The sequence below is a fragment of the Paenibacillus herberti genome (genome assembly GCF_002233675.1).
GTDB classification, from domain to species: Bacteria; Bacillota; Bacilli; order Paenibacillales; family Paenibacillaceae; genus Paenibacillus_O; species Paenibacillus_O herberti.
This window is the reverse complement of sequence record NZ_NMUQ01000002.1, coordinates 1,219,592-1,244,326: the sequence shown is the minus strand read 5'-3', so window position 1 is coordinate 1,244,326 and position 24,735 is coordinate 1,219,592. Positions and strand designations below refer to the sequence as shown.

General features: G+C 47.7%; 25 protein-coding genes and 5 pseudogenes. 17 read left to right on the top strand and 13 right to left on the bottom strand.

The annotated features are described in order from the left end of the window. Positions 1-86: 86 nt before the first annotated feature. Positions 87-2,186, bottom strand: a complete 2,100-nt coding sequence (locus CGZ75_RS18050; RefSeq protein WP_089525595.1) for an alpha-L-rhamnosidase-related protein — start codon at positions 2,184-2,186, stop codon at positions 87-89. A gap of 82 nt (positions 2,187-2,268) precedes the next feature. Here CGZ75_RS18050 and CGZ75_RS18045 point away from each other — a divergent pair, with 82 nt between their 5' ends. The 8 genes from CGZ75_RS18045 (at position 2,269) to CGZ75_RS18010 (ending at position 10,804) form a co-directional block, all read left to right on the top strand. Next, positions 2,269-3,111, top strand: coding sequence for an AraC family ligand binding domain-containing protein (locus CGZ75_RS18045; RefSeq protein WP_089525594.1), 843 nt, complete (start codon positions 2,269-2,271; stop codon positions 3,109-3,111). Next, positions 3,035-3,943 carry an AraC family transcriptional regulator gene (locus CGZ75_RS18040; RefSeq protein ID WP_089525593.1) on the top strand — a complete coding sequence of 303 codons (909 nt, stop codon included), beginning with the start codon at positions 3,035-3,037 and terminating at the stop codon, positions 3,941-3,943. The genes CGZ75_RS18045 and CGZ75_RS18040 overlap by 77 nt, the downstream gene beginning before the upstream one ends. 136 nt (positions 3,944-4,079) lie before the next feature. Further along, a complete protein-coding gene (locus CGZ75_RS18035; RefSeq protein ID WP_089525592.1) occupies positions 4,080-5,912 on the top strand; it encodes a class I mannose-6-phosphate isomerase in 1,833 nt (610 codons plus the stop codon). Then, positions 5,905-6,828, top strand: a complete 924-nt coding sequence (locus CGZ75_RS18030) for an ROK family protein (protein WP_089525591.1) — start codon at positions 5,905-5,907, stop codon at positions 6,826-6,828. The genes CGZ75_RS18035 and CGZ75_RS18030 overlap by 8 nt, the downstream gene beginning before the upstream one ends. 61 nt (positions 6,829-6,889) lie before the next feature. After that, a complete protein-coding gene (locus tag CGZ75_RS18025; RefSeq protein WP_089525590.1) occupies positions 6,890-9,337 on the top strand; it encodes a glycoside hydrolase family 38 N-terminal domain-containing protein in 2,448 nt (815 codons plus the stop codon). A 209-nt stretch (positions 9,338-9,546) separates the two neighbouring features. Next, positions 9,547-10,215, top strand: coding sequence for an SGNH/GDSL hydrolase family protein (locus CGZ75_RS18020; protein ID WP_089525964.1), 669 nt, complete (start codon positions 9,547-9,549; stop codon positions 10,213-10,215). Positions 10,216-10,341: 126 nt separating this feature from the next. Beyond that, on the top strand, positions 10,342-10,521 hold the full coding sequence (locus CGZ75_RS18015; RefSeq protein ID WP_089525589.1) for a hypothetical protein: 180 nt from the start codon (positions 10,342-10,344) through the stop codon (positions 10,519-10,521). Between the two features lie 40 nt (positions 10,522-10,561). Next, positions 10,562-10,804 (top strand): hypothetical protein, encoded by a 243-nt coding sequence (locus CGZ75_RS18010; protein ID WP_089525588.1) that lies wholly within the window; start codon positions 10,562-10,564, stop codon positions 10,802-10,804. A gap of 144 nt (positions 10,805-10,948) precedes the next feature. Here CGZ75_RS18010 and CGZ75_RS26255 read toward each other — a convergent pair whose 3' ends face one another. The 4 genes from CGZ75_RS26255 to CGZ75_RS17995 are packed head-to-tail and all read right to left on the bottom strand — an operon-like array spanning position 10,949 to position 12,291. Then, the gene (locus CGZ75_RS26255; protein WP_281255120.1) at positions 10,949-11,056 is read right to left on the bottom strand and encodes a hypothetical protein; all 108 of its coding nucleotides are present in this window, start codon (positions 11,054-11,056) and stop codon (positions 10,949-10,951) included. After that, the gene (locus tag CGZ75_RS26250; RefSeq protein WP_281255119.1) at positions 11,037-11,303 is read right to left on the bottom strand and encodes a hypothetical protein; all 267 of its coding nucleotides are present in this window, start codon (positions 11,301-11,303) and stop codon (positions 11,037-11,039) included. Before CGZ75_RS26250 ends, CGZ75_RS26255 begins: the two co-directional genes overlap by 20 nt. Beyond that, positions 11,300-11,755: a GNAT family N-acetyltransferase gene (locus tag CGZ75_RS18000; RefSeq protein WP_089525587.1), complete on the bottom strand. Its 456-nt coding sequence runs from the start codon at positions 11,753-11,755 to the stop codon at positions 11,300-11,302. Before CGZ75_RS18000 ends, CGZ75_RS26250 begins: the two co-directional genes overlap by 4 nt. Continuing rightward, positions 11,752-12,291, bottom strand: a complete 540-nt coding sequence (locus CGZ75_RS17995; protein WP_089525586.1) for a GNAT family N-acetyltransferase — start codon at positions 12,289-12,291, stop codon at positions 11,752-11,754. The genes CGZ75_RS18000 and CGZ75_RS17995 overlap by 4 nt, the downstream gene beginning before the upstream one ends. A gap of 193 nt (positions 12,292-12,484) precedes the next feature. Between CGZ75_RS17995 and CGZ75_RS17990 the strand changes: the two genes are divergently transcribed. Both CGZ75_RS17990 and CGZ75_RS26530 read left to right on the top strand, forming a co-directional pair. Then, complete coding sequence (locus CGZ75_RS17990; protein WP_089525585.1) at positions 12,485-12,829, top strand: hypothetical protein; 345 nt, start codon at positions 12,485-12,487, stop codon at positions 12,827-12,829. Then, on the top strand, positions 12,778-13,038 hold the full coding sequence (locus tag CGZ75_RS26530) for a transposase (protein WP_141136808.1): 261 nt from the start codon (positions 12,778-12,780) through the stop codon (positions 13,036-13,038). The genes CGZ75_RS17990 and CGZ75_RS26530 overlap by 52 nt, the downstream gene beginning before the upstream one ends. A gap of 9 nt (positions 13,039-13,047) precedes the next feature. On the opposite strand, the gene CGZ75_RS17985 is transcribed toward CGZ75_RS26530, so the two are convergent. Beyond that, positions 13,048-13,896, bottom strand: coding sequence for a DUF2268 domain-containing putative Zn-dependent protease (locus tag CGZ75_RS17985; RefSeq protein WP_089525584.1), 849 nt, complete (start codon positions 13,894-13,896; stop codon positions 13,048-13,050). A gap of 260 nt (positions 13,897-14,156) precedes the next feature. Between CGZ75_RS17985 and CGZ75_RS17980 the strand changes: the two are divergent. Beyond that, positions 14,157-14,556, top strand: a pseudogene (locus CGZ75_RS17980) (IS110 family transposase); the annotation flags it as partial. A 486-nt stretch (positions 14,557-15,042) separates the two neighbouring features. Here CGZ75_RS17980 and CGZ75_RS17975 read toward each other — a convergent pair. Further along, the gene (locus CGZ75_RS17975; protein ID WP_089525583.1) at positions 15,043-15,267 is read right to left on the bottom strand and encodes a DNA-binding protein; all 225 of its coding nucleotides are present in this window, start codon (positions 15,265-15,267) and stop codon (positions 15,043-15,045) included. Positions 15,268-15,430: 163 nt separating this feature from the next. Further along, positions 15,431-16,180 (bottom strand): annotated as a pseudogene (locus tag CGZ75_RS17970) (amidohydrolase family protein); the annotation flags it as partial. Here CGZ75_RS17970 and CGZ75_RS25995 point away from each other — a divergent pair. Beyond that, positions 16,112-16,264: pseudogene (locus tag CGZ75_RS25995) on the top strand (IS30 family transposase); the annotation flags it as partial. The pseudogenes CGZ75_RS17970 and CGZ75_RS25995 overlap by 69 nt on opposite strands. 39 nt (positions 16,265-16,303) lie before the next feature. On the opposite strand, the gene CGZ75_RS17965 reads toward CGZ75_RS25995, so the two are convergent. The 3 genes and pseudogenes from CGZ75_RS17965 to CGZ75_RS17955 all read right to left on the bottom strand — a co-directional run bounded on the left by CGZ75_RS17965 (position 16,304) and on the right by CGZ75_RS17955 (position 19,314). Continuing rightward, positions 16,304-16,951, bottom strand: coding sequence for a 2OG-Fe(II) oxygenase (locus CGZ75_RS17965; RefSeq protein WP_089525582.1), 648 nt, complete (start codon positions 16,949-16,951; stop codon positions 16,304-16,306). 168 nt (positions 16,952-17,119) lie between these two features. Beyond that, positions 17,120-18,420: pseudogene (locus tag CGZ75_RS17960) on the bottom strand (NCS2 family permease). 501 nt (positions 18,421-18,921) lie between these two features. Next, entirely contained in the window at positions 18,922-19,314 is a 393-nt protein-coding gene (locus CGZ75_RS17955; RefSeq protein WP_089525581.1) for a hypothetical protein, read from the bottom strand. 173 nt (positions 19,315-19,487) lie between these two features. Here CGZ75_RS17955 and CGZ75_RS17950 point away from each other — a divergent pair. Then, positions 19,488-19,825: pseudogene (locus CGZ75_RS17950) on the top strand (winged helix-turn-helix transcriptional regulator). Positions 19,826-19,882: 57 nt separating this feature from the next. Here CGZ75_RS17950 and CGZ75_RS17945 read toward each other — a convergent pair. Together CGZ75_RS17945 and CGZ75_RS17940 are read right to left on the bottom strand one after the other, a co-directional pair. Then, entirely contained in the window at positions 19,883-20,290 is a 408-nt protein-coding gene (locus CGZ75_RS17945; RefSeq protein ID WP_089525580.1) for a type II toxin-antitoxin system death-on-curing family toxin, read from the bottom strand. Position 20,291: 1 nt separating this feature from the next. Then, the gene (locus CGZ75_RS17940; protein WP_089525579.1) at positions 20,292-20,585 is read right to left on the bottom strand and encodes an AbrB/MazE/SpoVT family DNA-binding domain-containing protein; all 294 of its coding nucleotides are present in this window, start codon (positions 20,583-20,585) and stop codon (positions 20,292-20,294) included. 315 nt (positions 20,586-20,900) lie between these two features. Here CGZ75_RS17940 and CGZ75_RS17935 point away from each other — a divergent pair, with 315 nt between their 5' ends. From CGZ75_RS17935 to cysK, 4 genes are read left to right on the top strand one after another with little or no spacing between them, the layout of a single operon-like run. Then, entirely contained in the window at positions 20,901-21,740 is an 840-nt protein-coding gene (locus CGZ75_RS17935; protein ID WP_089525578.1) for an ABC transporter ATP-binding protein, read from the top strand. Beyond that, complete coding sequence (locus CGZ75_RS17930) at positions 21,673-22,440, top strand: ABC transporter permease (protein WP_089525577.1); 768 nt, start codon at positions 21,673-21,675, stop codon at positions 22,438-22,440. Before CGZ75_RS17935 ends, CGZ75_RS17930 begins: the two co-directional genes overlap by 68 nt. A gap of 27 nt (positions 22,441-22,467) precedes the next feature. Continuing rightward, positions 22,468-23,517: an ABC transporter substrate-binding protein gene (locus CGZ75_RS17925; RefSeq protein ID WP_089525576.1), complete on the top strand. Its 1,050-nt coding sequence runs from the start codon at positions 22,468-22,470 to the stop codon at positions 23,515-23,517. 15 nt (positions 23,518-23,532) lie between these two features. Further along, positions 23,533-24,456, top strand: a complete 924-nt coding sequence (gene cysK / locus CGZ75_RS17920) for a cysteine synthase A (protein ID WP_089525575.1) — start codon at positions 23,533-23,535, stop codon at positions 24,454-24,456. The last annotated feature ends 279 nt before the right edge of the window (positions 24,457-24,735 follow it).

Here is a 24,735-nt window from a genome sequence, read left to right as displayed (position 1 = left end):
ATCCTTTAATTTACAATACCTATTATACGACTAATTGGCCTTTACCACAATGAAATAGTTAAAATAAGTAATTTCCAATTTTGAAATTATCCCCTAAGAACCGCCCGATAATCAACCCGATACTTCTTCCCCGCTTCGATCGTGACCTCATAAGAGCTCCCGCCGATATTCCGGACTTCGCCTTCGCTGCACGCCGGTGGCTCTTCGCTCGTAAACGTCAGAATACCAGTCCCCGATGTGCTTTCCACACGAATTGAGGAGGAATCCATCTCTAGAGTGACCTGACCTTCACCAATCGGCACCGTGCCGTTCATATGTGTTAGCCCGCCGAGATTCGGCGTGATTCGGTATAACTCGTAGCCAGGCGCAGCCGGGGTGACGCCGAGGAAATACTTGCCGATCAAATAAATCGGGCTAGCCCCCCAGGCATGGCACAGGCTTTTGCCAAATGGCATCCCATACATACCGTAATGTGCGTCGTCTGCCAGCGACGGGTCATACTCTTCCCAGAACGAGGTCGCGCCAAGCTCAATCATACCGCCCCAGTAAGAGAGCATCTCCCTGCGAACATAGTCATGCTCCCCGCTTTCGCAAAGCACTGCCAGCTCATGGAATCGCATATACGGCGTCCGTATGCGCGGCACATCAGGGTTCAACATTACGTTGTGGATGACGCTCTCCCGCTGTTCCTGCGAAAGATAACCAAAAGTCATCGCGAACATGCTCGCATGTTTCGTCAGCATCGGCTTTGTCTCGCCGTCAACCCGGTGATGCAGCAAGCCGCCCCTCTCCTCATCCCAGAACAGCCCCATCGTTGTTGCTTTGATCTCTTCCGCCAGCTTTTTATAAGAGGCAGCGGCCTTTTCATCATCAAGCAGCGAGGCGAATAGGCTCATCGCTTCCAAGCTTCTAACGAGCAAAATCTGTTCGGTGCTGACGGCGCCTGTATTGGTCAGGTCCGCCCAGTCCACGAACACCCAATCCTGCGGCCTGCCTTCCACCAGCCCCTCTGAATTCCGCTGTTTCAAACAGAACTCCATCAAGCTCACAGCGCGGTCATAATACTGCCGAATGAATGCAAAATCGCCGCTATACAGATAATAATCATAGAGGGATATGAACCAATAAAAGGAGTAATCCAGGATTGTATTGAAATGCATCGTGAGGGGGTCCTTGCCCCTCAGAGCAACAAGCGTCCGACGCGTCACATCCAAATCGAAAAAGCTGTAGTAGTTCATCAGAAACGACTGGTACGCGTCACCCGACCAAACCCAACGATCCCGCTTAATCCCGTCGATGAAAAACTCCCTCGTGTTCAAATGAAGCGTATAAAGCGACATTTCGTAAATTTCATTCAGCTTCGGGTCCGAGCATTGGAAAGAGCTGCGATAATCGAGCGGCACATATTCATACAGCATCGAAACATGCTCCCAGCGAACGCCAGGATCAGCGTGAATCCATACATAGCGGAATGCCTTGCCTTCATCCAGCGTATAAATGTCAGCCTCTGCCCGCTCAGCCGCCTTAGCCACAGAGAAGCGATCCAGAAGCATGCAATCATCCGGGGATAGCGCTTCAGCTAAGGACTCGCCATAAAATACGGTCACATCTCCCGACCCCGCGAGCCCGTGAAAACGCAGAAAACCGAACGTTTCCCGGCCAAAGTCCAGCAAAATGTGACCGTCCCGAACTTCCTGTAAAGCAGGCTCCTGCGGAGTAACGGCCAGACGAAACTGAGATGGCCGATTATCCGCTGAATCGAATGTCCAGGAACCGGGGGTTAGCCAATCGTTCTGATAGGAGGTCACTTCCCAGGCCGAATCAGACCTGATGTTTACCCCATCGATGAACAGGGCCGGAGCCTCGACATCATTAAATACACTCACGATTATTTCGTGGCGTCCTGCTGGGAGTGTTATCGTGGAGTCGCCCGAGCGATTATTGTCTCGTCCATCAAGATAAAGAGAGAACACACCTTCCGCGGCGATCGCAATCTGTTCCTCCTGCGGCAAATCGTACGTATAGCGGAATTTGATGTTTGAATATTGACGATCGATCCGCCATGTGGTTGGATACATAACGTCGCGCGCCCGACGTTTTACAGATATTTTTTCAAGCAGGCGGATCTCAAAATCACCGGGATACCAAATCCAGGTTGCTGCTCGTTTCTGTACACTCTGTTCCATATTAGCTGGCCCCTTTCCGTCTTCTAAAGCTGATTGTATAATAGGCGGACAGAAGACAAAGCCGAGAGAAGTGACAAAAAGCATGGTGAATAGTGCCACCCCTAAAACGCGGATCGATCACTATGTCGACTCAGAGCATTTTCATAGCGGTTTCCCCCTGTATATGAATTGCTGGGAGGAAGGCTTCGAACTCAGAGAGCATGACCATGAATTTCTGGAGATGGCATACGTCATGTCGGGCGAAGGTTTTCACTATGTAGGCGACCGAGTCGCAAAAACAAACAAAGGCTGTCTGTACATTTTGCCAGTCGGCACTTCACATCTTTTCCGCCCAAGCGGCCCGTCCAACAAAAATAAACTCCTTGTTTATAATCTGTGCATCCGGTCAGAATTTGTGGACGAGCTTCAACAATGGCTATCGCGCTTCGGCGATGATGGTGATTCTTTCTCCTTGTTTAAAGGCGCTCCCGGGTCCCATCTGACACTCGTTGATCGAAATATGGAGCTTGGAGGGCTGTTTCATCAAATGCACCGGGAATATCATGAACAGCCACCGGGCTTTCAAGCGAGCTTGATCGCTGGCCTGATGCAGTTGACGGTGCGGATCGCACGCCTTTTGAAGCAAGAGGATTCCACAGAGTCAAAGACCAGGAATTGCCCTCTCAAGCCGGGGCGTTTGAATTTTTCCGCCATCCTGGATTTCATCCATTTGCATATTGCGGAGCCTTTGACGGTAGAACAGCTCGCTTTACAGGCTGGTGTAAGTCGTCGCCATTTCATACGACCGCCGAGGATGAGTTCGTCTCCATTAGAATCGCCGATCTCAAGTCCATATGGAGGAATTAATCATGCCGGATCTAGACTTCCGCAGAGCAAACGCTTTGCTCAATCAACATTTGTCTCAGCTTGCCGGGGAAAATATTAGCTTCCGAATTCATTATTGGGGGTTCATGCCTCTTCACTTCAACAACTCTGTGCATCGGCATTCCTTCTTCGAAATCTGTTATGTGTTAGAAGGCAGCGGGGAGTACACGGACAACGAGATCGACTATCCTCTGGAGGACGGCACTTTATTTTGCTCAAGGCCGGGCATATGGCATCAAATTCGCAGTGAACAAGGGCTCAAATTGTTCTTTGTTGCGTTTGAAATCGATGAGTCGCAAACTTCCGAAGCTTATTCGAGGAGCTTCCGAAGCTTGATCCAGCGCGGGAAAATCATTGCCGAGCCCAAAGACGCCGCCATATCCGCTCCGATCTGGCAGACGATTTTCGGCCTGATGGAGGGCAAACAACCCGCCTCCAAGGATATGGTGCAGCATCTTGCACTTTCCTTGTTTCTTTCTTTTCTGCACGGATTCTCTTCCTCACCTGATTCCAGTGCAGATTCCTTGAACGAAGATACCGAGGGGCATCGCTTGCTGAAGCGGTCGAAGCTTTATATCAACGACAATTTGTCCTCTCCTTTGAGAATCGAGCAGGTCGCTCAAGAGCTCAATATTTCTTCAAGGCATTTATCGAGGCTTTTTCACGATCAGCTCGGCCAAACATTTGTCCATTATGTTCAGGAACAAAGAGTTCAAAGGGCCAAACAATGGCTGCTTAACAGCGACATCGCCATCAAGGATATTGCCAAACGTGCGGGTTTTGATTCCGTTCATTATTTTACCCGTGTGTTTACCAAGATGCTCGGTGTTGCTCCTGCAAAATTCCGCAAATCCCAATTCTCGGATGGAAGGCAAAATAAGCCGCAAGCCTAACGGCCCAAAAATGTCTTCTCTCTCCTCCCCCTTAACCTCATGTCCGAATTGTACAAAAATAAGGAGCCTATTTCTAAAGATTTGAAGTCGCAAACTTCTTACAATGAAGCTATTCAATGTATAGGAGTTGACTCCAATGTTTCAGAAAAGACCGGTGAATCCCGTTCGCATCCAGCAACCGATCCAGCCTGGTTCACAGGCTCCTTTTGCCGAGCCAGGCTTGCAGCAAGGATTCGATCCAATTTTAGCTCCAATCATTCAATTGGCCGATGAGCGCGAGTTGCTCCATATTGCCTTTGACGGCACTCATGGGGCCCATTTCCAACCCGTTCTCCAAACAACCGTAGAAGCGCTTGAGAAAAGAGGCCATCGCGTCGTTGTCGCAGCGACCAGCAGCTTCTTAAAAACGAGTGAAGAGCTGCGCCATCACTTCAATTCCAATATTACGGATAACCGTGCATTCGGATATTTTACCAATGGAACGATTGAAGATTACTTTCGGCCCGAGGCCAAACAGGAGGCTTCAGCCCTCCTGACGAAAATGCAAGAAGCGCTACCCGCTTCTGATACAGGCACAGCAACGATTCTTATCACCTTCGGCCCAGGCGCTTACTGGCTTGGCGACGAGAAATTTGATATCACCTATTTCTTGGATGTTTCCCGCGAATACCAACAGATGGAGCATAAACAACATCTGCTGAACTTCGGGTTCAACTGGAACAGGGATGATGTGGAGAAATATAAAATATCCCTGTTTGTCGAATGGCCTATCTTCGAAACTTATCGCAAAAACGTCCTGGATTCTATTCATTATTACATTGATATGAATCAGCCGAAGGCTCCGGTTCTCACGACAACTCATTCCCTGCGCCAAATGATCGCAGCCATTGCCCAAGCACCAATGCGCGTAAAGCCATTTTTTGCTCCCGGCGTATGGGGCGGCCAGTTCCTCAAGGAGTTTGCGGATTTACCGGCGGATTGGGCGAACTGTGCATGGGGCTTCGAGCCTATCGCTCCGGAAAACTCCATCATTGTGGACTATGAGGGCACGCAGCTTGAGCTTCCTTTTCTCACCGTCATGCATTATGAGCACCATCATATTCTCGGAGAACGGCTGGTGGAGCTATTCGGCGACTACTTCCCGATCCGCTTTGATTATCTCGATACGATTGAAGGCAGCAACCTGTCCCTCCAGGTTCATCCGCAGCAGGAGTATATTCGCAACGAGTTCAACGAGTTCATGGCACAGCAAGAATCCTACTACATTATGGAAAAAGAAGGCGACGCCACCGTCTACTTGGGCCTGACGGATTCATGCACCAAGGACGGACTCCTTGACGCGGTGCAAACCGCTCAAGAAACCGGCGTTCCTATTCCGTTCACGGACTATGTGAATAGCTATACGGCCGAGAAAGGCGATCTCTTTCTTATTCCGACAGGAACTGTTCATGCATCGGGCAGAGGCAACTTAGTGCTAGAGATTTCGTCGACCACCTGGTGGTTCACCTTTAAAATATACGACTATCTCCGCAAAGGCATGGATGGTAAACCGCGTCCGATCAATATCGATCATGCCTTCGAAAATATCGACTTCTACAAAAAAACGGAGTGGGTCGAAAACAATCTAATCCCAACTCCTACCCTGCTTAAGTCCCAAGGGGATAATGAGGAGTATCTTTTAGGCCAGCGTGATGACTTGTTGTTCTATGTTCGCCGACTGCATTTGCAAGATACATGGCAGGATAATACCGGGAACGAAATGGTCATGTACAATCTCGTAGAGGGAGAGCTGGTTCGGATCGTTTCCTGTGCGGATGAATCCGTGTATGTGGAATTCAGGTACGCTGAATCCTACATTTTGCCTGCTAGCTTCGGGGAATACAAAATCATTAATCTCGGCAAAAAACCGTGTAAACTCATCAAAGCCGGAGTGTCCCCTACTTGGGATGTGAGTCTCCTGGATGGCTAATATCGTCATCGCGCTTGATGTGGGTGGAACTTTCATCAAAACCTGCATCGTGGAAAACGGCCTCCCCCTTGCGTGGAGCCAGGAGGTCTTTCCCGCTCTTGCCGATCAGGATGAGGGTACAATTCTCGCTCAATTTATGCATATTCTCAAATCCCGATACCAACTCTATCCTTCACAGGTTACAGGGAGTGGGCTGAATTACCATTGGCAGATTGGCTTGGCCTTTCCCGGTCCATTCGACTACGAACAAGGGATTTGTTATGTGCAGGGACTGGGTAAGTTCGAATCCCTTTACGGAATGAATATAAGAGAAGCTCTCTACGAACGGTTGCAAAAAGAGGAAGAAGAATGGGCGGTACAGCTGCAGCGGTCTGAAATCCGTTTTGAAAATGATGCCAGACTGTTTGCGCTAGGCGTAAGTCTCGACTTTCCTCGGGATCGCTTTATCGCCTTAACTTTGGGCACCGGACTCGGCTCTGCCTTTATCGATCAAGCGCAAGTTAGCGGGCATGTCCCAGGCATTCCTGAGAATGGCTGGTTATACGATCAACCGTATCGGGGTGGCCTTATCGATGATGCTTTTTCCAGAAGAGGGCTGCTTCAACTGGCAGAGGACTTAGGAGCCCTCCATCCGGGAATGGATGTAAAAGAACTCGCTGAATCAGCGAGGCTCGGCAACGCCCCTGGCAGAGAAGTTTTCCTGGAATTCGGTAAACGTCTGGCCGATATGCTCACTCCCTATATCCAGCTATATAAACCAAGTCTCATCGTGCTTGGAGGGCAAATTTCAAAAAGTTATGACTTATTTGGCAAAGCCCTTCAAGATGGCATAAACTCACCGACTATTGTGATTCACACATCCGAAAACATGCTTGAGCACACCTTCAAAGGCATCTCGCGACTGTTCGAAAAATAACTGTCGGACGACTATCGTCCGCTGCTGCCCTGCTACGCATATCGCAAAGGAGAGATTATAAATGGCAACGAAAAAACCATGGACGATTTATGCGATCCATCATTCCCATACCGATATCGGCTATACCGAACGCCAAGAGAAAATACAGCAATACCATGTCGATTATATCCGGCAAGTACTCCATATTTTACGTGAAATCAGATCCGGCAACCGCCCCGACTGGACGGGCTTCAAGTGGGTATGCGAAACGTTCTGGCCAATCGAAACTTTCCTGAAAAAAGCAAGCGAGCAAGAGAAAAACGAATTCGAAGAAGCGGTTCGCCGCGGTGATATCGGATTGTCCGGCACCTATCTCAACATGACCGAGTTGGTCGGCAAAGAGCTGCTGGAATCAATGATTGGGCGCGTTCGCCGCTATGGGGAATCCATTGGGGCTCCAGTGACTTCTGCCATGACCGCCGATATTACGGGATTCAGCTGGGGATATGGCCAAGTGCTGCTCGATGCGGGAGTTCAAAACTTAATCACCTGCATTCATACGCATCATTCCATGTATCCGCTGTGGAAGAAACAACAGCCTTTCTGGTGGGAAATGCCGAGTGGAGAAAGACTGCTGACCTGGAACGGCGAGCACTATATGTTCGGCAACGATCTGGGATTGATCCCAGGCCTCGGCGGCTCTTACATGATTCGAGATGAATTCGATACGAGCCGCGGGGTTACTTTTGAAATCGCAGAAGCCCGGATTCACCGTTACATCGATCGCATGGAGCAGGATGGATATGCGTTTAACTTTGCTCCGACGATGTTCTCCGGCTTGCCAACAGACAACGGAGCTCCGAATACGGCAATCATGGAATTTGCGCAAAAATGGAACGAAAACCACGGCGACCGAGTTAAGATCGTACCGGCTACGCTGGAGGACTTCTTCCAGGTAGTCCGCGAGCATGCTGCGGAGCATCCTGAAGATATTCCCGTGCATCGCGGCGATTGGCCGGACTGGTGGACAGATGGCGTCGGCTCAACACCGAAGCATGTCCAGGTGTATCGCGAAGCTCAGCGTGTGTACCAAAAGGTAACCAGATTGGACCCTAACGGTGAGGTCGTTTCTCAGGCTGCGCTTGAAGATATGGAGTATCAGCTGACGCTGTTTGCTGAGCATACTTGGGGGTACCATTCATCGGTTATCGAACCTTGGAATCCCTTTGTCCAGGAGTTAGGCTTGCGCAAAGAAGCTTTTTCAGCCAATGCCAGCACGGCGGCTCATCGCGCGTTGTACGACATTCTTGAGCATAAAGGAGACGCACTTCTCGCTCCCAACCGGCCGATGAAGTTTAAGCTGTCCAATCCTTTCGAATATGTTCAAGAAGGTATCGCTCAGCTCATTATGGAAGGCTGGCATTACGATCTCATCAAAGACGGGTTTGAAGTCCGCGACGCAGACAGCGGAGAACTATATGTAGCTCAGCTAAGCCGAGTTATGCGCGGCGTTATCGTCACCCTTCCTATCACCCTGCAGGCAGGGGAAGAAAGAATCGTTACTATTCAGCCGGTTAAGTCGGATGCCGTCAGAACTGCGTTTCAAAATGACTATGTCGCAACGGACGGCATGATGGATGTGGATGTAACGAGCGACGAGCAATCGTTCCGGGTGACATCTACCTATATTGATACACCTTTTGTGAAAATTGAATGGGCCGTAGGAGAAGGTATTACCACTTGGATCGACAAACGCACAAATAAGGATATGCTGCGCTCGGACCGCAATCATAATGCCTTTACACCGGTGTATGATGTAACCCACGCATCTACTGTTATGGAAATGTATGATGCGCGGCGCAAAATGGGACGTAATCGTAAAGGTCCCGGAGCGGTTACTTCTGTAGGCATGCTGACCAAAGGGGAGATCCTCTCCCAAGGGGATGTATTTGCCACGGTCCAGCTCACCTATGAGGTAGCAGGCTGCTCCCACTACTCCTTGCTCGTGACGGTTTATGCCAACCAACCACGTGTAGATGTGGCCGTTCGTATGCATAAGGATAGCGTTTGGGAGCCTGAGAATTTGTATATCTCACTTCCATTTGGAAGTCCGGTTATGAGCGAGACCGAGGAACTGTGGATTGATAAAATGGAAGCCTTGACGCGCCCTCGCAAAGACCAATTGCCAGGCAGCTTGGCTGATTATTACTGCTTGGGTGAAGGCGCGGCTTATGTATCCGCCGCTAACGGCGTCGCGATTGCTATGCCGGATACACCGCTCATTCAGCTCGGCTCGTTGAAGCATGGCTTCCGCCTGCTGAATGGAGATGCGAAGCTTCAGCAGGATCCTGGCCATCTGTATGCTTGGGCGATGAACAACTACTGGGAAACGAACTTCCCCGCCACCTTGGGCGGATTTTATGAATTCCGTTATCTTGTCGCTTGGGGAGAGTCATTGAATACACCTGAAGCTGCTTTGACGTCATGCCGCAGTATGAATGCAGGAATTTTGAGTTGGCGTTTGAAGTAGGAACAAGAGCTTGACGCAAGAACTTGGCGCAGATTTTAAAGGGCTGGTACGTGGTCATGAAGATGACTATGTGCCCGCTCTTTTTTATTTTTATCAAACTCTAAAACTCTCTCACTCGAAATTTCATCCAAAGTGTCCACACGACTTCTACGAGACGGAATAGTATACGACAAAGACGAAAAAACGAGACTGGGAGAGTGATTGTGATCATGCTTTATGTAGCTCTGGGCGATTCCATAACTTTCGGGGAAAGCGCATCTTCACGGGCAAGAGCCTATCCCCAATTATCTACAGCCGCTTTAAATGCTCGCCGTTATCCAACGAGAGGCGCTGTAATTGCTAGGTCCGGTTGGAGCAGCTCGGATTTGCTGAGGGCCATCGAGGGACCAGGCAGAAATTTGATTCGGCAAGCCGAAGTCATCACCGTATGGATCGGAGGCATTGATGTAGCTAACTATGCTCTGGAGGCCTACAGGAACCAGCAGCCAATCGATCTGGTGCCGATCCTGGCGGAGTATTCACAAAATTTAGGTGCCATTCTGAGCTATATTAGAGCGAACAGCCGTGCAAGAATCGTTTGCTGCACTCAGTACAATCCTTTTCCTAACAGTCCTATTGCCGTTGCCGGTATTCAGCAGCTGAACTCCACCACAAATCTAGTCGCTAGACGGTTCGGCGCCGTGACCGCTCCGGTTCATAGCTGGTTCGAAGGCAGGCAGCAAAATCTGATCTATGGCTATCAAAATGGCGTCATTGAAGACGCGCTAAACGGCTTCTTCCCTATCCATCCCAACAACCGCGGTCATCAAGTTATCGCCAGAGGTTTGTTTCCTTTTCTTACTCCTCGTAGGTCTACTTATGCTGATCAATTGATTTGAGAGACTTCAGAGGTCGGTCTTATTCAATACTGTCTGCTTTGCAAATCACACATTAAGGAGCGATGTAAAAATTGATGATCGGTTAGTGGAAATTGGTAGTTATAAGAGTGGAACCAAGAGAGCTAAATGGGCTCCGAAGAAAAGTATGAACACAAAGCCGCCCAAATTGTTAAAGCCGCTCAAGTCGCGCAAGCCATGCAAGAAATGCAAGCCGTGCAGGTCTTCGAGTCGGTGCAAGCCGTGCAAGCCATGCCCGCCGCTTCTTGGTTCTACACTAGGCGTCTTGGTAATCAACCAAACTGCTAAAATTACCTTTACACTTACTTCTGTTACAGGGAGAACGGGGATGCCGCCTATTGGCTCGATCCTTGCTCCTGGCGGCCGATTTGATTTCGAGACCCCGTCCCAAGTATTTACAATTAACCGGGCTGATGTTGTACTCACAGGTGTAGCGAACGGAGTGACGTTTAAACTCTCGTTTACACTTGAAAACGTCGGCGGTGTTTTTACAAATGTCACAAATATCACCACGACTGGGCCGATCATGACAGTTTTTGAAAGTGGAAGTTTCCTCATTGACGACAAATAGAGAGGTCATTCTATAGTCTATTTGCAGATTTAAGAAAACCCACAACCGTAATCGGTTGTGGGTTTTCTGACCCTACTTCTTCGAATTGAAGTACTCTTTATCTACTTTCAATTGCGTCGTAAGAAACTTTCCAAGTCACTCCAACTAGGCATGTAGCATATTTGCTACCGAATCAATGTCTTCTTCCAATAACACACGTAGAATATACGGCGCATGATTATGGCGATTGGGACTATTTATAGTAACGAGCATAATTATCTTCATAGTCAATTGCATATTCAATCAAGTGCCTTGATAGTTCATATTTGAGTTTTTCAAGCGTCTCGGCGTCTGCTACAATATCATCAATTTGTTCAATTGACCCAGAGTAACGGCCATCTTCATCTTGCTCGTATTCGAACGATAATCCATATATAGACAACAATTCCTTCATTTGTGGCTTCGAAAATGCCATGATAACATCTTGATTTCGCTTAATCGCTTGAGGTTTTTCTCTCACAAGTGAAGCTCCATCGGATCGACACATAGCCTATATCCATTCCGAGCATAGAATTCCCTGCCCTCATCACTAGGCCATACGATAATAAATTCAAACTTATTCTCCTCTGACCACTTCTGAATAGCCTTAAGCAGTTGGCTGCCGATGCCTTGTGACCGATATCCAGGATCGGTGTAGACGTTCGTCATATAGGCAAATGGATATGTAATTCGTCCTGGCCGCGGCACTTTATCGATTAATTGGATGTACATATGGGATGCGACGATTCCATCTATATCTGCAACCCAAATATACCAGCGTTCGCCCCGCATAGCTTGTTCAAGAAACGCACGGCACTCCGTTGCAAAAACCTCGAAATCACCGTTTACTTCTGGTTGATGCTCAAAAGTAAATTCCCATCGCATCAAGATCAGTGTTTCGATATCCTTCTCTGTGGCCCTTCTAATGTTCATAATCGCCCTCCAGCATAATCATCTTCCAAGATCGAATACTGTAAAGAATCATGCCATACCCCTTTGTACCACATATGCCCACGCAAATGGCCCTCATATTTCATGCCGATGCGTTCCATGACTTTCGCAGAGCCCGTGTTTTCAGGACGGCATCTCGCATAGGTGCGGTGTAAGCCAAGCTCTCCGAATCCGAATTGAACCAGAGCCCCTACGGCCTCTGATGCATATCCTTTTCGCCAAAATGTAGGATTGAAGCAATAACCGATTTCAGCTTGCCGCGGGTCTGAAGTATGGAGGCCGCAGCCTCCGATTAGTTCATGGCTGACTTTCAACACTACTGCTAGTTCATAGTCTACACGTGGTTGTTGCCCCTGCGTTTCGACTACTCGCTCAATGAATTCACGGGTCTCTTCTTCCGTATTCGGCCCCCAAATCGTGTGTTTGGTCACTTCGATATCCGAGGCGTATTGATGAACGGAAGCAGTGTCCTCATGTGTGAACTCCCGTATGATAAGACGGTCCGTTTCAAGCCACATATTACTTCTTCTCCTTCGCCTAATCGCAGATAATCTGGCTTCATCGTTCCACCGAGACGCGAGTTTCAGGATCGTAAGATCCCTTAGCAGCGTCTGTAACAGGCCTGTTGATTAACCACTAAATGGTAGAAAAAGAGTCGCCAACTCGGTAAAATGTTTGTACCCCTACAAACAACCTAAAGGTGGCGACTCCATGAAAAAGTCTACCCTGATTCCATCTATCCTTCAAACTGTATTGACACCCGATGAAGTCGAGCTTGTGGTCCAAGCTGTCGGCTATGTGGACAACGCCCGGAAATTATCGGTCTATGATTTGTTCTTGTATTGGAGTGTTGCAGCCAGTGAAGAATGGTCCAGCTATCGTTTTGGAGCGGATCATGCGGCCAGCAGCGGTTTGTGCCCCGTGCACTACTCTTCTTTTTCCGGCAAAGCAGCTGATGTACCGTTTGCGGTATTTAAGGAAATCTTTCACCTCATCGTCCGCAAATGCAACCGAGAAACACGGCGGAAACTGGCTTTCCTAAAGAATTGCTGCTGATCGACTCTACGACCATGACGGTGGGAAAAACACGCTTGCCATGGGCACCTTACCACGGAGAACGTGCTGCGGTAAAGTTGCATGTAGCCTTGCAGGCTCAAACGATGCAACCCCTTCAAGTCACCGAGACGGTTGGTTCTAAGCACGATGGTCCGGTGTGCGAATCGCTAGAAAACACAGCCTTTATTGTTGGGAACAAAGGTGAATAAGGATAACGCTTATTTTGTATAATTTTGATAAATAACCTGTGATGACATTGCAGTTAATTCACAGATTGTGTACCCTTTGGTGATTAAATCGTGAATTATATACATACCAATGAAATATCCGCTTAAAGGATATTCGGTAGCATCATCACCACTCCACATAAAAAACTGACTCATTTTCTCTGCGGTCAAGGGTGTCCCAAATTCGTTTACAACCGCCTTTTCTAACAAATTTTTATTATTCATGAGTTCCATTGTTTTATTTATTGGCAATCCCATTACTTCCGCCACTATCTCAATAGTTAAGTCAAAATCACAGCTGCCATATCTGAAAGCGACAGGACAATAAGTGCCCAAACCTTCCGATATTACCCGTTCGGTGAAGTCAAACATATCTATGTTTTGTAAAATAGCACCGCGCACCATATGATTTAGTTCATGCGGAATTAATGACTCGACGTTTGATTCACTTATATTTCGGTCAATTCCAATGTAAGCATAGGGGTTTCCGTGATTAACCGGAAGTGCAACGCCTCCGTGCATACCTAGGTCAAGCCCAATGTATAAATCAAAATCACCATGATAATTCAACAATTTAATGGTTTTATTCACTGTATTGACAATCTTATCAACAATACCGTTATTTATATTTTCTTTCGCTTTCGCAAGACAAGAATTAAAGTCACACTGTTCTATCATTGATTGCAAATTGCTAATATCAGTCATATAAAAATACTTAAAAATACCGTCATATAAATCTGGATATTTCTCAGTATAACACTTATAAGCGTTAAATTTGCCCTGAATTTTTGTCATGTCACACATCTCATTGTAGTTGTCAATCATTTTTATTATTCTCATCTAAACAACTCCCATAATATAATTTTTAAATTTTAGACACAGCATCGCAGTCATTTCATTCCTCCAAAGATTGGATATTTCACCTTAAATATTCTTGGGAAATTAATCAATTCCTTTTTTGGAATTGTGTTAAACTGCCCGTTAGCATTCCTGTAGATGGATTAATTTCGTCTTTGAAAAAAGAAAAGCGCCTCGGTACGATGGGAGTACGCAACGGGTCATAGCCCTTAAAATCCCATCATCCAGGAGGACGCTCTACTATGAAGTTTGAAGCGCAGGATAAACAAAATCAACTCATTGATCGTCGGCATCGATATCGCTCAACAAACCCATGTGGCACGTACGGCTAACTTTCGGGGGATCGCGCTTGGTCATCCCCTATCCTTCTCGAATGACGAAGAAGGCTTTCAAAACCTTATTCGCTGGATCCAATCGCTCCAAGCGACTCATACCCTAACTGCAGCCATTGTGGGCATGGAACCAACCGGTCATTACTGGCATAATCTCTCTAACTGGCTCGCAAATCATCAGTTTGAAGTTGTTCTCGTTAACCCTCATCTGGTGAAAAAGAATAAGGAAAACCGCGACAATACGCCATCCAAGAGCGACAAAAAGGACGCGCTCGTCATTGCGGACATGGTCAAGAACGGCTACTACTCTATCTTTCTGCATTTCTGGCAAGGGTGAAATCCTGCGAATAAGCGAGCATTCGTGAGAAAACTAAATCGTACCGAGGGAGTTTAATGCCGCTAGCCCCTACCGCGCTTTGCATTTGATTGTAAAAAGTTATAAGTCTTTATATACCTAGATAATTGAGAAGGCTGCCGGTCCATTTGTATCGACAGCCTTCTTTTGATATATTGAGCTACCGTTCTAGGTTTGTTCAATATTGACGTTTCCTTATTATTACACTAATCCCTTATTGTATGGATTAAGGTTTATCTCGGTAAGCATCCACCTTCTTTTTTACTTCAATTGGAAAATATTATATTTCCAATCCATGGTATTAGCAACGGGGAGTTTACTGGGTTTCCTACATACAAAAAAGAGAGCACCCTATGCGGTACTCTCTGACAGGTTTGATGGAGCAAGCCCCCACAATAAAAAAAACACCTCATTGGTGTTCGCTCTGAAGGTGACTTGTGCTTATTTCTTTACTAGCTCATCTATCTCACTTTTCAATAAGAGGTACCTATGGACACTTCTCATGATCGGCACTTTGGTGAGATTGCTCTTATCTGCAAAGGATTTCATCTGGTCTTTAGAAAGGCCTAACAAATTACCTGCTTCCGTAACCGTTAAAACATCTTCCGTACTTGTAGCGTTAAAGGTCTTTTTTACTTTTTGGTTCCAGTCTTCGAATGCATTCATGTCGTCGCATCCTTCCTCTTCTTAGCCAATATCTCCACTGACTTCATCCTCTTATTATAACAGATGTTCAGGCTTTTTCCTAAACCGATCCGCAACAACTATCATGTATATCGTTTGAATGGAAAAAAGAGACCGTTATTGGCCTCTTTCCCGTACCCATCTATTAACTTAGCGTGCCCGAAACGATGTTTCCTTTATACATAACGGCTTGCCGCTTCGATCTTCTCGCCACTGCTTCCGCAGAACAGCTTGCATGCACGAAAACGACACTGGCTTCATCGCCGACGGCAGGCCATTCTCTCTGCCCTGCTCGATTCAGCGGCGTTTGGCCGCCTGTAATAAAACCGAGCGATTGAGCCAAGGATAATTCATCAATGCAACGGTACACTTCCGCTAAACGTCCTACCTTCTCCAAAATATCACCGTTACCAAGCGGTGACCAATGGTCTGTAATGCTGTCATGCCCGAGCTCAACTTTAACTCCTTTTTCATGCAGCATAGGAATAGGCATAATAAGACCGCCGAGCGGAACGGTGGATGTAACCGTAATACCAAGTGCGGCGAACCGCTCTGCAAGCTCGGCCGCAGAACCCGCAGGGGCTCCTGCAAAACCGAAGGCATGGCTGACCGTCACTCTTCCTTGCCAGCCCGTTTCCTCCGTCAGATCGGCGAGTCTTCTCATGGTAAAAATACCGAGATGATCGCGATCGTGAATATGTACATCAATACCCGCGTTGGCTTCAACGGCAATTTCCATGATCGTTTGCAGTGATTTTTCGATGTTCTCGTCAACGGTAGCCGGATCAACGCCGCCAACGAAGGTAGCGCCGCTACGCATCGCGTCCTTCAGCATAATGGTAACCGTCAAAAACCAGTAGAGACACGCGGCCGCTTCCCTATTGGCAATCCGATCAGCAAGCTTCCACAGGAAATCCACAACTGTACCACGTTCGGCTATTGGGAACTAGATACGGTTGTCTATAGCCGAGGAAAGAGCATGACTTCGCTTCCGTTACAGATGAACAACTCGCCACATCTAGGGTAAGCGAAGGGCTTGTCTTCTCATCCACATCGTTGCAATCCACTTTTCTCCTTTGATCACTGGTGTACCTGCGTGTAGAGTAAAATCGTTTAATTCTTGATTGTTGTAAAAATATTCAAAGTAAACAGCCATGCCTTTGTTAGGAATAACGGAGATATTAAGCATGGGGAATGTCGTTTTCCCGCCTTCCTCTACATCATTCAAGTACATCACGAGCGTACTAATTCGATTGTTAGCACTTGCTCGACTCGTTTCTGCAAAGAAATCATGATGAGGTTGATACTCTTGACCAGGGGTATACATCAGAACTTGCAAGCCGTCACCGTGCTCGATTGGAATATTCATAATTTGAGAGAATCGCTTCTCGATTCTTACTACCGTCTCATTCTGCTCACAGAAAACCCCACTGCTCGTTCTAATCGGATTGACTGCATGATCTCCACCTACTTTTGAACGTTGCAATTGTTCCCTAGAATGTTTTATTAGCTCATCGCATTCCTCATCGCTAAGCACATTTCCTAGTACGACAACCAATGGCGCCTCATACTTGGCAAGAATACGAATCTCTCGATCTTCTGTCTTGATTGAATTCCCAGTATGATCAAATATCGTCCGCTCTTTTTCTGTGGTATCCCCTATCATTTTTATGCAGCCCCTATAGTTATGACATTCACCAAGGAATACCATAGCATAAACTGGAACTATTCACCCTTTTGAATTCAGAAAAATCAAAATAATCAAACTGTCCGCACCTCCATACATCAAAAACCCCAGCCCGTATGCGGACTGGGGTTTTTATGTTCAACCTTTTTAATGAGCGAAGAACACAAGCTGAACAAAAAATAACACAGCGAACAAGTAGAAAATCGGATGAACCTCACGCCACTTGCCCTTCACAGCTTTTAGGATCGGGTACGCAATGAAACCAACGCCAATCCCTGTAGCAATGCTATAAGTCAAAGGCATAAGCACGATAATCAAGAACGCAGGGAATACAACCTCAAAGTCGCTCCAGTCAATTTTGGATACGACACTAATCATTAAGAATCCGACTATGATCAACGAAGGTGCTGTAATGGCTGGAACAGCAGCAAGCACGGCTACAATTGGCGAGAAAAATAACGTTAGCCCAAGAAGCACACTTACCGTCACTGCTGTCAGCCCAGTTCTGCCGCCTACTGCAACACCGGCACTGGATTCAATATACGCCGACGTTGGGCTTGTTCCCAGAACTGCACCTGCTGTTGTCCCTACAGCATCCGCAAGCAACGCTCCACGCGAACGAGGGAACTTTCCATCCTTGGTCGTCAATCCCGCTTGCTCAGCAACTCCAAGCATGGTCCCAGTCGTATCGAATAACGTAATGAGCAGGAAAGTGAAGATTACGGCATAAAGCCCATTTGAGAAAACACCGCCAATATCCATTTGAAACGCAGTCGCCGAAAGTCCGGTTGGCATCGACATGAACTTTTCGGGCAAATTCAGCAATCCCATGAATGCTGCAATGACCGCCGCAACAAGCATCCCGATGAATAGGTAGCCCTTTACTCGATAGGACATGAGCACAAGCGACACAATAAGTCCGATGATAGTGAGCAGCGTCATAGGTGCAGAAAGCGAACCTAACGTAAGCAATGTTGCGGGAGAGTCCACGATGATTCCGGAGCTCTGCAGTCCAATAAATGTGATGAACAATCCAATACCTAAATACCTACCGTAATTGCATGCTTTAAGCTTGAAGGAATTGCATCCAACAGCATATATCGAAATGAAGTTAAAGATAATAACACGAATATTATTCCTGCAACAAAAACGGCTCCGAGCGCCGTCTGCCACGAAATCCCTTCGCCACCTACAACACTAAAAGCAAAGTAAGCATTAAGCCCCATTCCAGGCGCTATGGCTATCGGATAATTCGAAGCAAGTCCCATAATTAATGTTGCAATCATACTTGCTAGTACCGTTGCTACAAACACGCCGTTAAAATCCATTCCAGCTTCGCTAAGCACACCGGGATTCACAATGACGATATATACCATCGTAAAAAACGTAGTAATGCCAGCCAGAATTTCCGTCCTAATTGTAGTGTTTCTTTCTTTGAGTTTAAACAATGTTTCCATTCGCTACATCCTCCGAAAATAAAATAATCCTAAACATAGTATAGGATGCGCTAAAGTACACGCGCCCATACTCAAAGCTAGGATTGTTAGGCTCCTACTAAAGACCCTCAAACCAGATTGTTGAGGATATATATGAGATGTTCGTTTCCTTGGTTAGAATACTCAATTCCGGATGGGATGTCAACGAATTTACGTGATTTTTAATTAAAATTACGAACTATTTGAGAATTTTCTAATATAATATTCGTAAAATACGAACATTACAGCATTTTCTATTACAAATGAAAAAGCATTGGAACCTAACCGCTTCACACATCTGGTAATCGCAAACGTTAACGAATTAATTCTCGGATGGCTTACCACGACTAATACTTTCATCTTCTTTTCCCCGCTTCCTTAGTTTAATTAGAACTGTACGTTCATGCCTGGTCAAAAACCCGTACACCGAACTGCTCCAGACGCGCGATAGCTGCATCCACCGGCACCAGCATCTCAGGAAGTTGTATTCCGCCCTCTGCAGGAGCATTGCCGCTTGGACGGCTGACCCGATTGCAATACGCCTTCCATTTCAATATAAAGATCCTGGGATGCCACATACCCAGCACGAATCCCGATGGATTCCCCCACTATAAAATCAAACCGGATATTCGGCGCGCCAGTAGCTGCCGCTAAGCTTGGTACATCAAGCAGCCCCATGGGGAGACCTTCCAAAATAGATCCGTCGGTCAACTCGACATGCCTAGGGCTCGTATTGGCTTCGATCCAGGCCCATTTTCCGCTTTCCCGAATAAGTGCCCGGCCAATGAAACTCTCCGAATCGCCTACCGTCATTGGTGCGCTGCCGACAATACCGTATCCTCCGGCGATCAATAAGCGTTGTGTCATTTTGTTTCCCTCCACATTTAGGTTTGAATTACTGGTATGTAGAGAGTATGTTCCATATAATAACAATAGAGAAGAACGCACTTTATTGTGCCATTAGCACCAAATGGTGATATAGGCACCAAAAAGTACCTGTGTTTTTGATGTGACTTCGTCCATCGACAGGAGGTTGATTCATGGAATTACAGCCGAAAAACAGATACAATATCCCTGCAGAAGCTACTCTCGATGTACTCGGCGGGAAGTGGAAAACACTGATCTTATGCCACTTGGCCTACGGGTCCAAACGAACGAATGAGCTAAAAAAAGCAATGCCCGTATTACGCAAAAAGTGTTAACGCAGCAGCTTAGAGAATTGGAAGATGACGTCATTATTTTCAGGACCGTCTACAATGAAGTTCCACCGAAAGTCGTTTATGAATTGACTGAAAGTGGAGAATCGCTTAAATCAGTTTTGGATCAACTGTGCCAGTGGGGAGAAAAATTCATTAGTGGGCAATTTCATCGGAATTAAATTTAAAGGCGGGTCTGGCTTAAACAAATAAAAGATGACTTCCTGAATTCACAGAAGTCATCTTCTTTTACTGTCCACGGGTACCGAATGTTCTTTTAAAATATGCACGATCGCTTCAAACGAGTGTACTCCTACTGCAATATCTACGACAAACTCAACTGCATATTCACGTTCCATGTGCAGATGATATCCATTTAGAATCAAAAAGGATTTAGAAACGAGATACGCCGTTCGCTTATTGCCATTGTGAAAACAATGGTTTTTCACCAGAGATTCCAGCAATGCTGCAGCCTTATCAAATATGGTTGCGTAAGCATCTTCTCCGAAGATACTTTGCCCAGGCCTATGAACAGCAGATTCCAGCAAGCCGTGATCCTTGACGCCTGACTGCTTCATATCATTCATTTTTTTCATCATGAAATAGTGGGCTGAGACGACTTCCTCTTTGGTCAAAAAGAGCGTCATCTCATCGGTTCCTCAGGTCTTCAAGAATCCCTTCATCCTCTTCAAATACATCAAAAAAAGCTTCAAGAACTTCAGGACGAACATGTTCAGGAAGTTTGTTTTGCCGAGCTTTCTTTACGATTACTTCCCCACGGTCATTTTCAATAAATTCAATTTCATCACCTTGCGAAATATCGAGCTTGGTTGCCAAGCCTTTGGGCAAGCTGACTCCCAAACTATTGCCCATTCTCCCTACTTTTCGGGAATATCGGGTCACATTCGGTTTATCATTTGTCACTTTAATCACACCATTCATTCGAGGTTCCTCCTATAGTATGATCGTCATGAATAAAGTAATACCTTATTACAGTAATAACTTTATAATATATGTACATCTTATCAGAATTGAGCGGTACTTTAAAGCCAGTCCAACCTGCGTCTATCACCGCACCGCAATCCAAGCCAGCAAAAAAAGCGACCCTAAGGTAAACAAATCCCAATCGGGACAATAACACACAAATTTCCGTTGACATCATTGGCTATTCCGATAGAATTTAATTATTAATTCCGATAAGATAAATAGAGATTATATTCGTTATATAATTGACATTGAACAATAGGGGGTGCCGTGTTGATAGAAATCCGGAATGTCACGAAACAATTCCAATCCCGGGGTCAGAGCGAGCTGTTTACGGCCTTGGACGATGTCAGTTTAACAATCGGCAAAGGCGAATTCGTGTCTTTGCTTGGCCCTTCAGGATGCGGAAAGTCCACCCTGATGAACCTGGTCGCGGGACTCGAAACAGCGACGGGTTCGGTCGAGGTTGCAGGGAAGCAGGTAAAAGGACCCGGGCCGGACCGCGTTGTCGTATTTCAGGAGCATGCTCTTTTCCCATGGCTGACCGTTCTGGAGAACGTCGCCTTTGGACTTAAGCAGAAAGGCATCGGCAAAAAGGAGCGGACGGAGCTCGCGATGGAGCAGATCCGATCCGTGCACCTTAGCAAGTTCGTCGATCGGTATCCACATGAGTTGTCCGGCGGTATGCGACAACGTGCTGCCATCGCGCGTGCGCTGGCAATGGATCCTGACATTTTGCTGATGGATGAACCCTTCGCTGCTCTGGACGAACAGACCCGGCTGATTTTACACCGCGAGCTCGAGGACATCTGGCTGCGCACGAAGAAAACCATTTTGTTCGTTACTCATAACATCCGCGAAGCGGTCATGCTCTCCGATCGCGTCGTCGTCATGTCGACTCGCCCGGGAGCGATCAAAAAGGAATTCAAGGTTCAAGCCGCAAGGCCCCGTCACAAGGCGGACTCTTTGCTTCATCATGTAGAGAATAGCATTATGGAGTGCCTGCGGGACGAGATCGATAAAGTCATCAAGGAGGAAATGGGCGATGAGTACAGCCTTAAGAAGGACGCTGTTCCTGGCGATTCTGATCCTGGCATGGGAAGCGGCATATAGACTGATCGGCTGGCCTTCCTGGAAGTTTCCTTCGGCGCTTCAGACTTTTGAGACGCTGTACTATGGATTCGTTGACGGTAACCTGCTCGAAGCGACCTACCAAAGCATGAAGCGGCTGCTAACCGCGTTTGTCATCTCGATCTTCATTGGCACGGTGCTCGGCTTCTTGTTCGCCCGCTATCGGTGGCTGGACGAAACGCTCGGCTTTCTCGTCGTCGCCTTGCAGACGGTGCCAAGCATCGCTTGGCTCCCGTTCGCAATCATCTGGTTCGGCCTCAGCGACACTTCGGTTATTTTCATTACCGCGCTGGGAGCTACCTGGACGATGGCAATGTCAAGCCGAACAGGTATTATCAACATCCCTCCTATTTATACTAAAGCAGCTCAGACGCTCGGAACCGGTACGGGATTTCGCATGTTTTTTCAAATCATGGTTCCCGCATCATTCCCTCATCTGATCACCGGGGTACGGGTGGCGTGGGCGTTCGCTTGGCGCGCGCTTGTCGCCGGTGAGCTAATTGCCCGAGGCGTCGGGCTTGGCCAGAACCTGCAGGCCGGTCGCGATCTTGGCGATACAGCGCTCATCTTGTCGGTCGTTTTCATCATCGGCATTCTCGGAACGATCTCCGACCACTTCTGCTTCAAGAAGCTTGAGGAAAAAATTCTTGTCCGTTATGGCTTAGCCGGTGTTAAGAAATAAATTCAACTTACGAAAGAGGTATAGTAGATGAAAAAGCTGATCACCACTCTTGTTTCCGTGGTCCTGACCATGACGGTACTGACCGCCTGTGGCGGCAAAAACAGTGAGGCTCCGAGCGGATCCGAAGGATCATCCTCCAAAGCGATCACCGTCCGTCTCGGCGTGTTCAAAAACATTACACATGCACCGAGTTATGTCGCGCTTGATAAAGGCTACTTCCAGAAAGAGTTTGGAGACAACGTGAAAATCGAAGTGCTTTCGTTTGATAACGGCTCCGAATTTTCCACCGCATTGGCTACAGGAGAGATCGACCTCGGTACAGTCGGTCCCGGTCCGTCCACGAACCAATACGTGAAATCGAAAAACTTCCGCGTCGTCTCCGGCTCCAATAACGGCGGCGCCGTGCTCGTCGTAGGCAAGGATTCGGGAATCACCGATGTGAAAGACCTCGTTGGCAAAACAGTCGCGATTCCAACCAAGGGAAGCACAAACGAAATCTCCCTACGCCTGCTGCTCCAGCAGGCCGGCCTTAAAGTAACGGACGATTCCACGGGCGTACAGATCATCGCTCGCGCGCCTGCCGACACGCTTATTGCGATGCGCCAGAAGGAGATCGACGCGACTCTTATTCCAGAGCCGTGGGGGACTCAAATGGAGCAAGAGGGCATTGGCTCCATCCTCGTCGACTGGAACAAGATTCCTCCAAATAACGGCGACTATCCGCTGTCGATCATGGTCGCGAGTGATAAATTTATTAAAGAGCATCGCGATCTGGTCAAAGCCGCGATTAAGGCTAACCTTCAAGCCATCGACTTCATTGAGAAATCTCCAGACGAAGCCTATGCCTCGATTAACAACCAGCTGAAAGAGCTGACGGGCAAAGCGATGGACGTCGAGCTGATTAAGGCTGCTCTGGCCCGCTGCCACATCACTTCCGATGTCAGTAAGGAAGCAATCGAAGAAATGGCGAAGGTGTCCATCGAAGCGGGTTATATTAAAGATATTACGGTCGATACCCTTGACCTGAGCGAATTCGTCGACTTGTCGATGCTTGAAGAAGTTAAGTCAGAGAAATAGGGAGCACCCAAGGCAATGAGCAAAAAAATAGTGAACAGCGTAATCGAATTGATTGGCGACACCCCGGCGGTCCGCATTAATCGTCTCGTCGGCCCGAACGATGCCGAGGTGTACATCAAGCTTGAAATGTTTAATCCGAGTGGCAGTGTAAAAGACCGTGCCGCTTATAACCTGATTGCTCAGGCCGAGCTAGACGGTCGGCTGCAGCCAGGCGCAACGATTATTGAGCCCACGAGCGGCAATACCGGCATCGGCCTCGCGATGAATGCAGCAGCCAAAGGTTACAAGGCAATTCTGATCATGCCGGATAACATGACCAAAGAGCGTATCAACCTGCTGAAGGCTTACGGCGCGGAAGTCGTGCTGACTCCGGCAGCGGAGCGCATGCCTGGCGCGATTCGCAAAGCGCAGGAGCTAAACGCACAAATTCCGAACAGCTTCATCCCGCAGCAATTCGAGAACCCGGCAAACCCGGACATTCACCGCACGACAACAGCTCTCGAGATTATCGAGCAGATGGATGGCCGTCTCGACGCCTTTGTCGCCTCCTCGGGAACGGGCGGCACGATTACCGGAACCGGCGAAGTCCTGAAGGAGAAGCTGCCGGGTATCCGCATTCTCGTCGTCGAACCTAAGGGCTCGCCAGTCCTCTCTGGCGGAGAGCCTGGTCCCCACAAGCTCGTCGGCACCAGCCCCGGATTCGTGCCCGCGATTCTGAATACGAACGTTTACGATGAGATCGTGCAGGTGGAGGACGAAGACGCCGTGCAAACGACGCGCAATCTCGCTTCCCGCGAAGGCATCCTCGTCGGCCCGTCCGCCGGCGCCACCGTCTGGGCGGCACTTCAGGAAGCCCGCCGTCTCGGCCCGGGCAAACGGGTGCTGTGCATCGCCCCGGATACGGGCGAACGCTACTTGAGTATGGGGATCTTTTTCTAGGTATTTGGTGAGACAGGTTGCGCAAGTTACACGCTAAGAGGAAAAAGGGAGCATATAGAACGACTGCAGCCGTGCAGATAATGAAGAAGATGGCGTTTCTCAACGAGAAGAGGGCTAAAGAGGAATAATCCTCCTTAGCCCTCTTCATTTTGGTCTGAATAAAAAGAGAAACCCTACCGTCTTGAAAAAAGACGCGGGTTTCTCGGCACTCTGCTCCGCTTACAGAGCGGGCTTTAGGTAGTATAGAGGCGAACCGTGACTATTAAAAGCCACAGCTCG

Bases quoted from the DNA above. Each gene is read 5' to 3' on its own strand.
- CGZ75_RS18050 (WP_089525595.1), bottom strand. From the start codon at position 2,186: ATGGAACAGAGTGTACAGAAACGAGCAGCAACCTGGATTTGGTATCCC.
- CGZ75_RS18045 (WP_089525594.1), top strand. From the start codon at position 2,269: ATGGTGAATAGTGCCACCCCTAAAACGCGGATCGATCACTATGTCGAC.
- CGZ75_RS18040 (WP_089525593.1), top strand. From the start codon at position 3,035: ATGCCGGATCTAGACTTCCGCAGAGCAAACGCTTTGCTCAATCAACAT.
- CGZ75_RS18035 (WP_089525592.1), top strand. From the start codon at position 4,080: ATGTTTCAGAAAAGACCGGTGAATCCCGTTCGCATCCAGCAACCGATC.
- CGZ75_RS18030 (WP_089525591.1), top strand. From the start codon at position 5,905: ATGGCTAATATCGTCATCGCGCTTGATGTGGGTGGAACTTTCATCAAA.
- CGZ75_RS18025 (WP_089525590.1), top strand. From the start codon at position 6,890: ATGGCAACGAAAAAACCATGGACGATTTATGCGATCCATCATTCCCAT.
- CGZ75_RS18020 (WP_089525964.1), top strand. From the start codon at position 9,547: ATGCTTTATGTAGCTCTGGGCGATTCCATAACTTTCGGGGAAAGCGCA.
- CGZ75_RS18015 (WP_089525589.1), top strand. From the start codon at position 10,342: ATGGGCTCCGAAGAAAAGTATGAACACAAAGCCGCCCAAATTGTTAAA.
- CGZ75_RS18010 (WP_089525588.1), top strand. From the start codon at position 10,562: ATGCCGCCTATTGGCTCGATCCTTGCTCCTGGCGGCCGATTTGATTTC.
- CGZ75_RS26255 (WP_281255120.1), bottom strand. From the start codon at position 11,056: ATGCTCGTTACTATAAATAGTCCCAATCGCCATAATCATGCGCCGTAT.
- CGZ75_RS18000 (WP_089525587.1), bottom strand. From the start codon at position 11,755: ATGAACATTAGAAGGGCCACAGAGAAGGATATCGAAACACTGATCTTG.
- CGZ75_RS17995 (WP_089525586.1), bottom strand. From the start codon at position 12,291: ATGTGGCTTGAAACGGACCGTCTTATCATACGGGAGTTCACACATGAG.
- CGZ75_RS17990 (WP_089525585.1), top strand. From the start codon at position 12,485: ATGAAAAAGTCTACCCTGATTCCATCTATCCTTCAAACTGTATTGACA.
- CGZ75_RS26530 (WP_141136808.1), top strand. From the start codon at position 12,778: ATGCAACCGAGAAACACGGCGGAAACTGGCTTTCCTAAAGAATTGCTG.
- CGZ75_RS17985 (WP_089525584.1), bottom strand. From the start codon at position 13,896: ATGAGAATAATAAAAATGATTGACAACTACAATGAGATGTGTGACATG.
- CGZ75_RS17975 (WP_089525583.1), bottom strand. From the start codon at position 15,267: ATGAATGCATTCGAAGACTGGAACCAAAAAGTAAAAAAGACCTTTAAC.
- CGZ75_RS17965 (WP_089525582.1), bottom strand. From the start codon at position 16,951: ATGATAGGGGATACCACAGAAAAAGAGCGGACGATATTTGATCATACT.
- CGZ75_RS17955 (WP_089525581.1), bottom strand. From the start codon at position 19,314: ATGACACAACGCTTATTGATCGCCGGAGGATACGGTATTGTCGGCAGC.
- CGZ75_RS17945 (WP_089525580.1), bottom strand. From the start codon at position 20,290: ATGACGCTCTTTTTGACCAAAGAGGAAGTCGTCTCAGCCCACTATTTC.
- CGZ75_RS17940 (WP_089525579.1), bottom strand. From the start codon at position 20,585: ATGAATGGTGTGATTAAAGTGACAAATGATAAACCGAATGTGACCCGA.
- CGZ75_RS17930 (WP_089525577.1), top strand. From the start codon at position 21,673: ATGAGTACAGCCTTAAGAAGGACGCTGTTCCTGGCGATTCTGATCCTG.
- CGZ75_RS17925 (WP_089525576.1), top strand. From the start codon at position 22,468: ATGAAAAAGCTGATCACCACTCTTGTTTCCGTGGTCCTGACCATGACG.
- cysK (WP_089525575.1), top strand. From the start codon at position 23,533: ATGAGCAAAAAAATAGTGAACAGCGTAATCGAATTGATTGGCGACACC.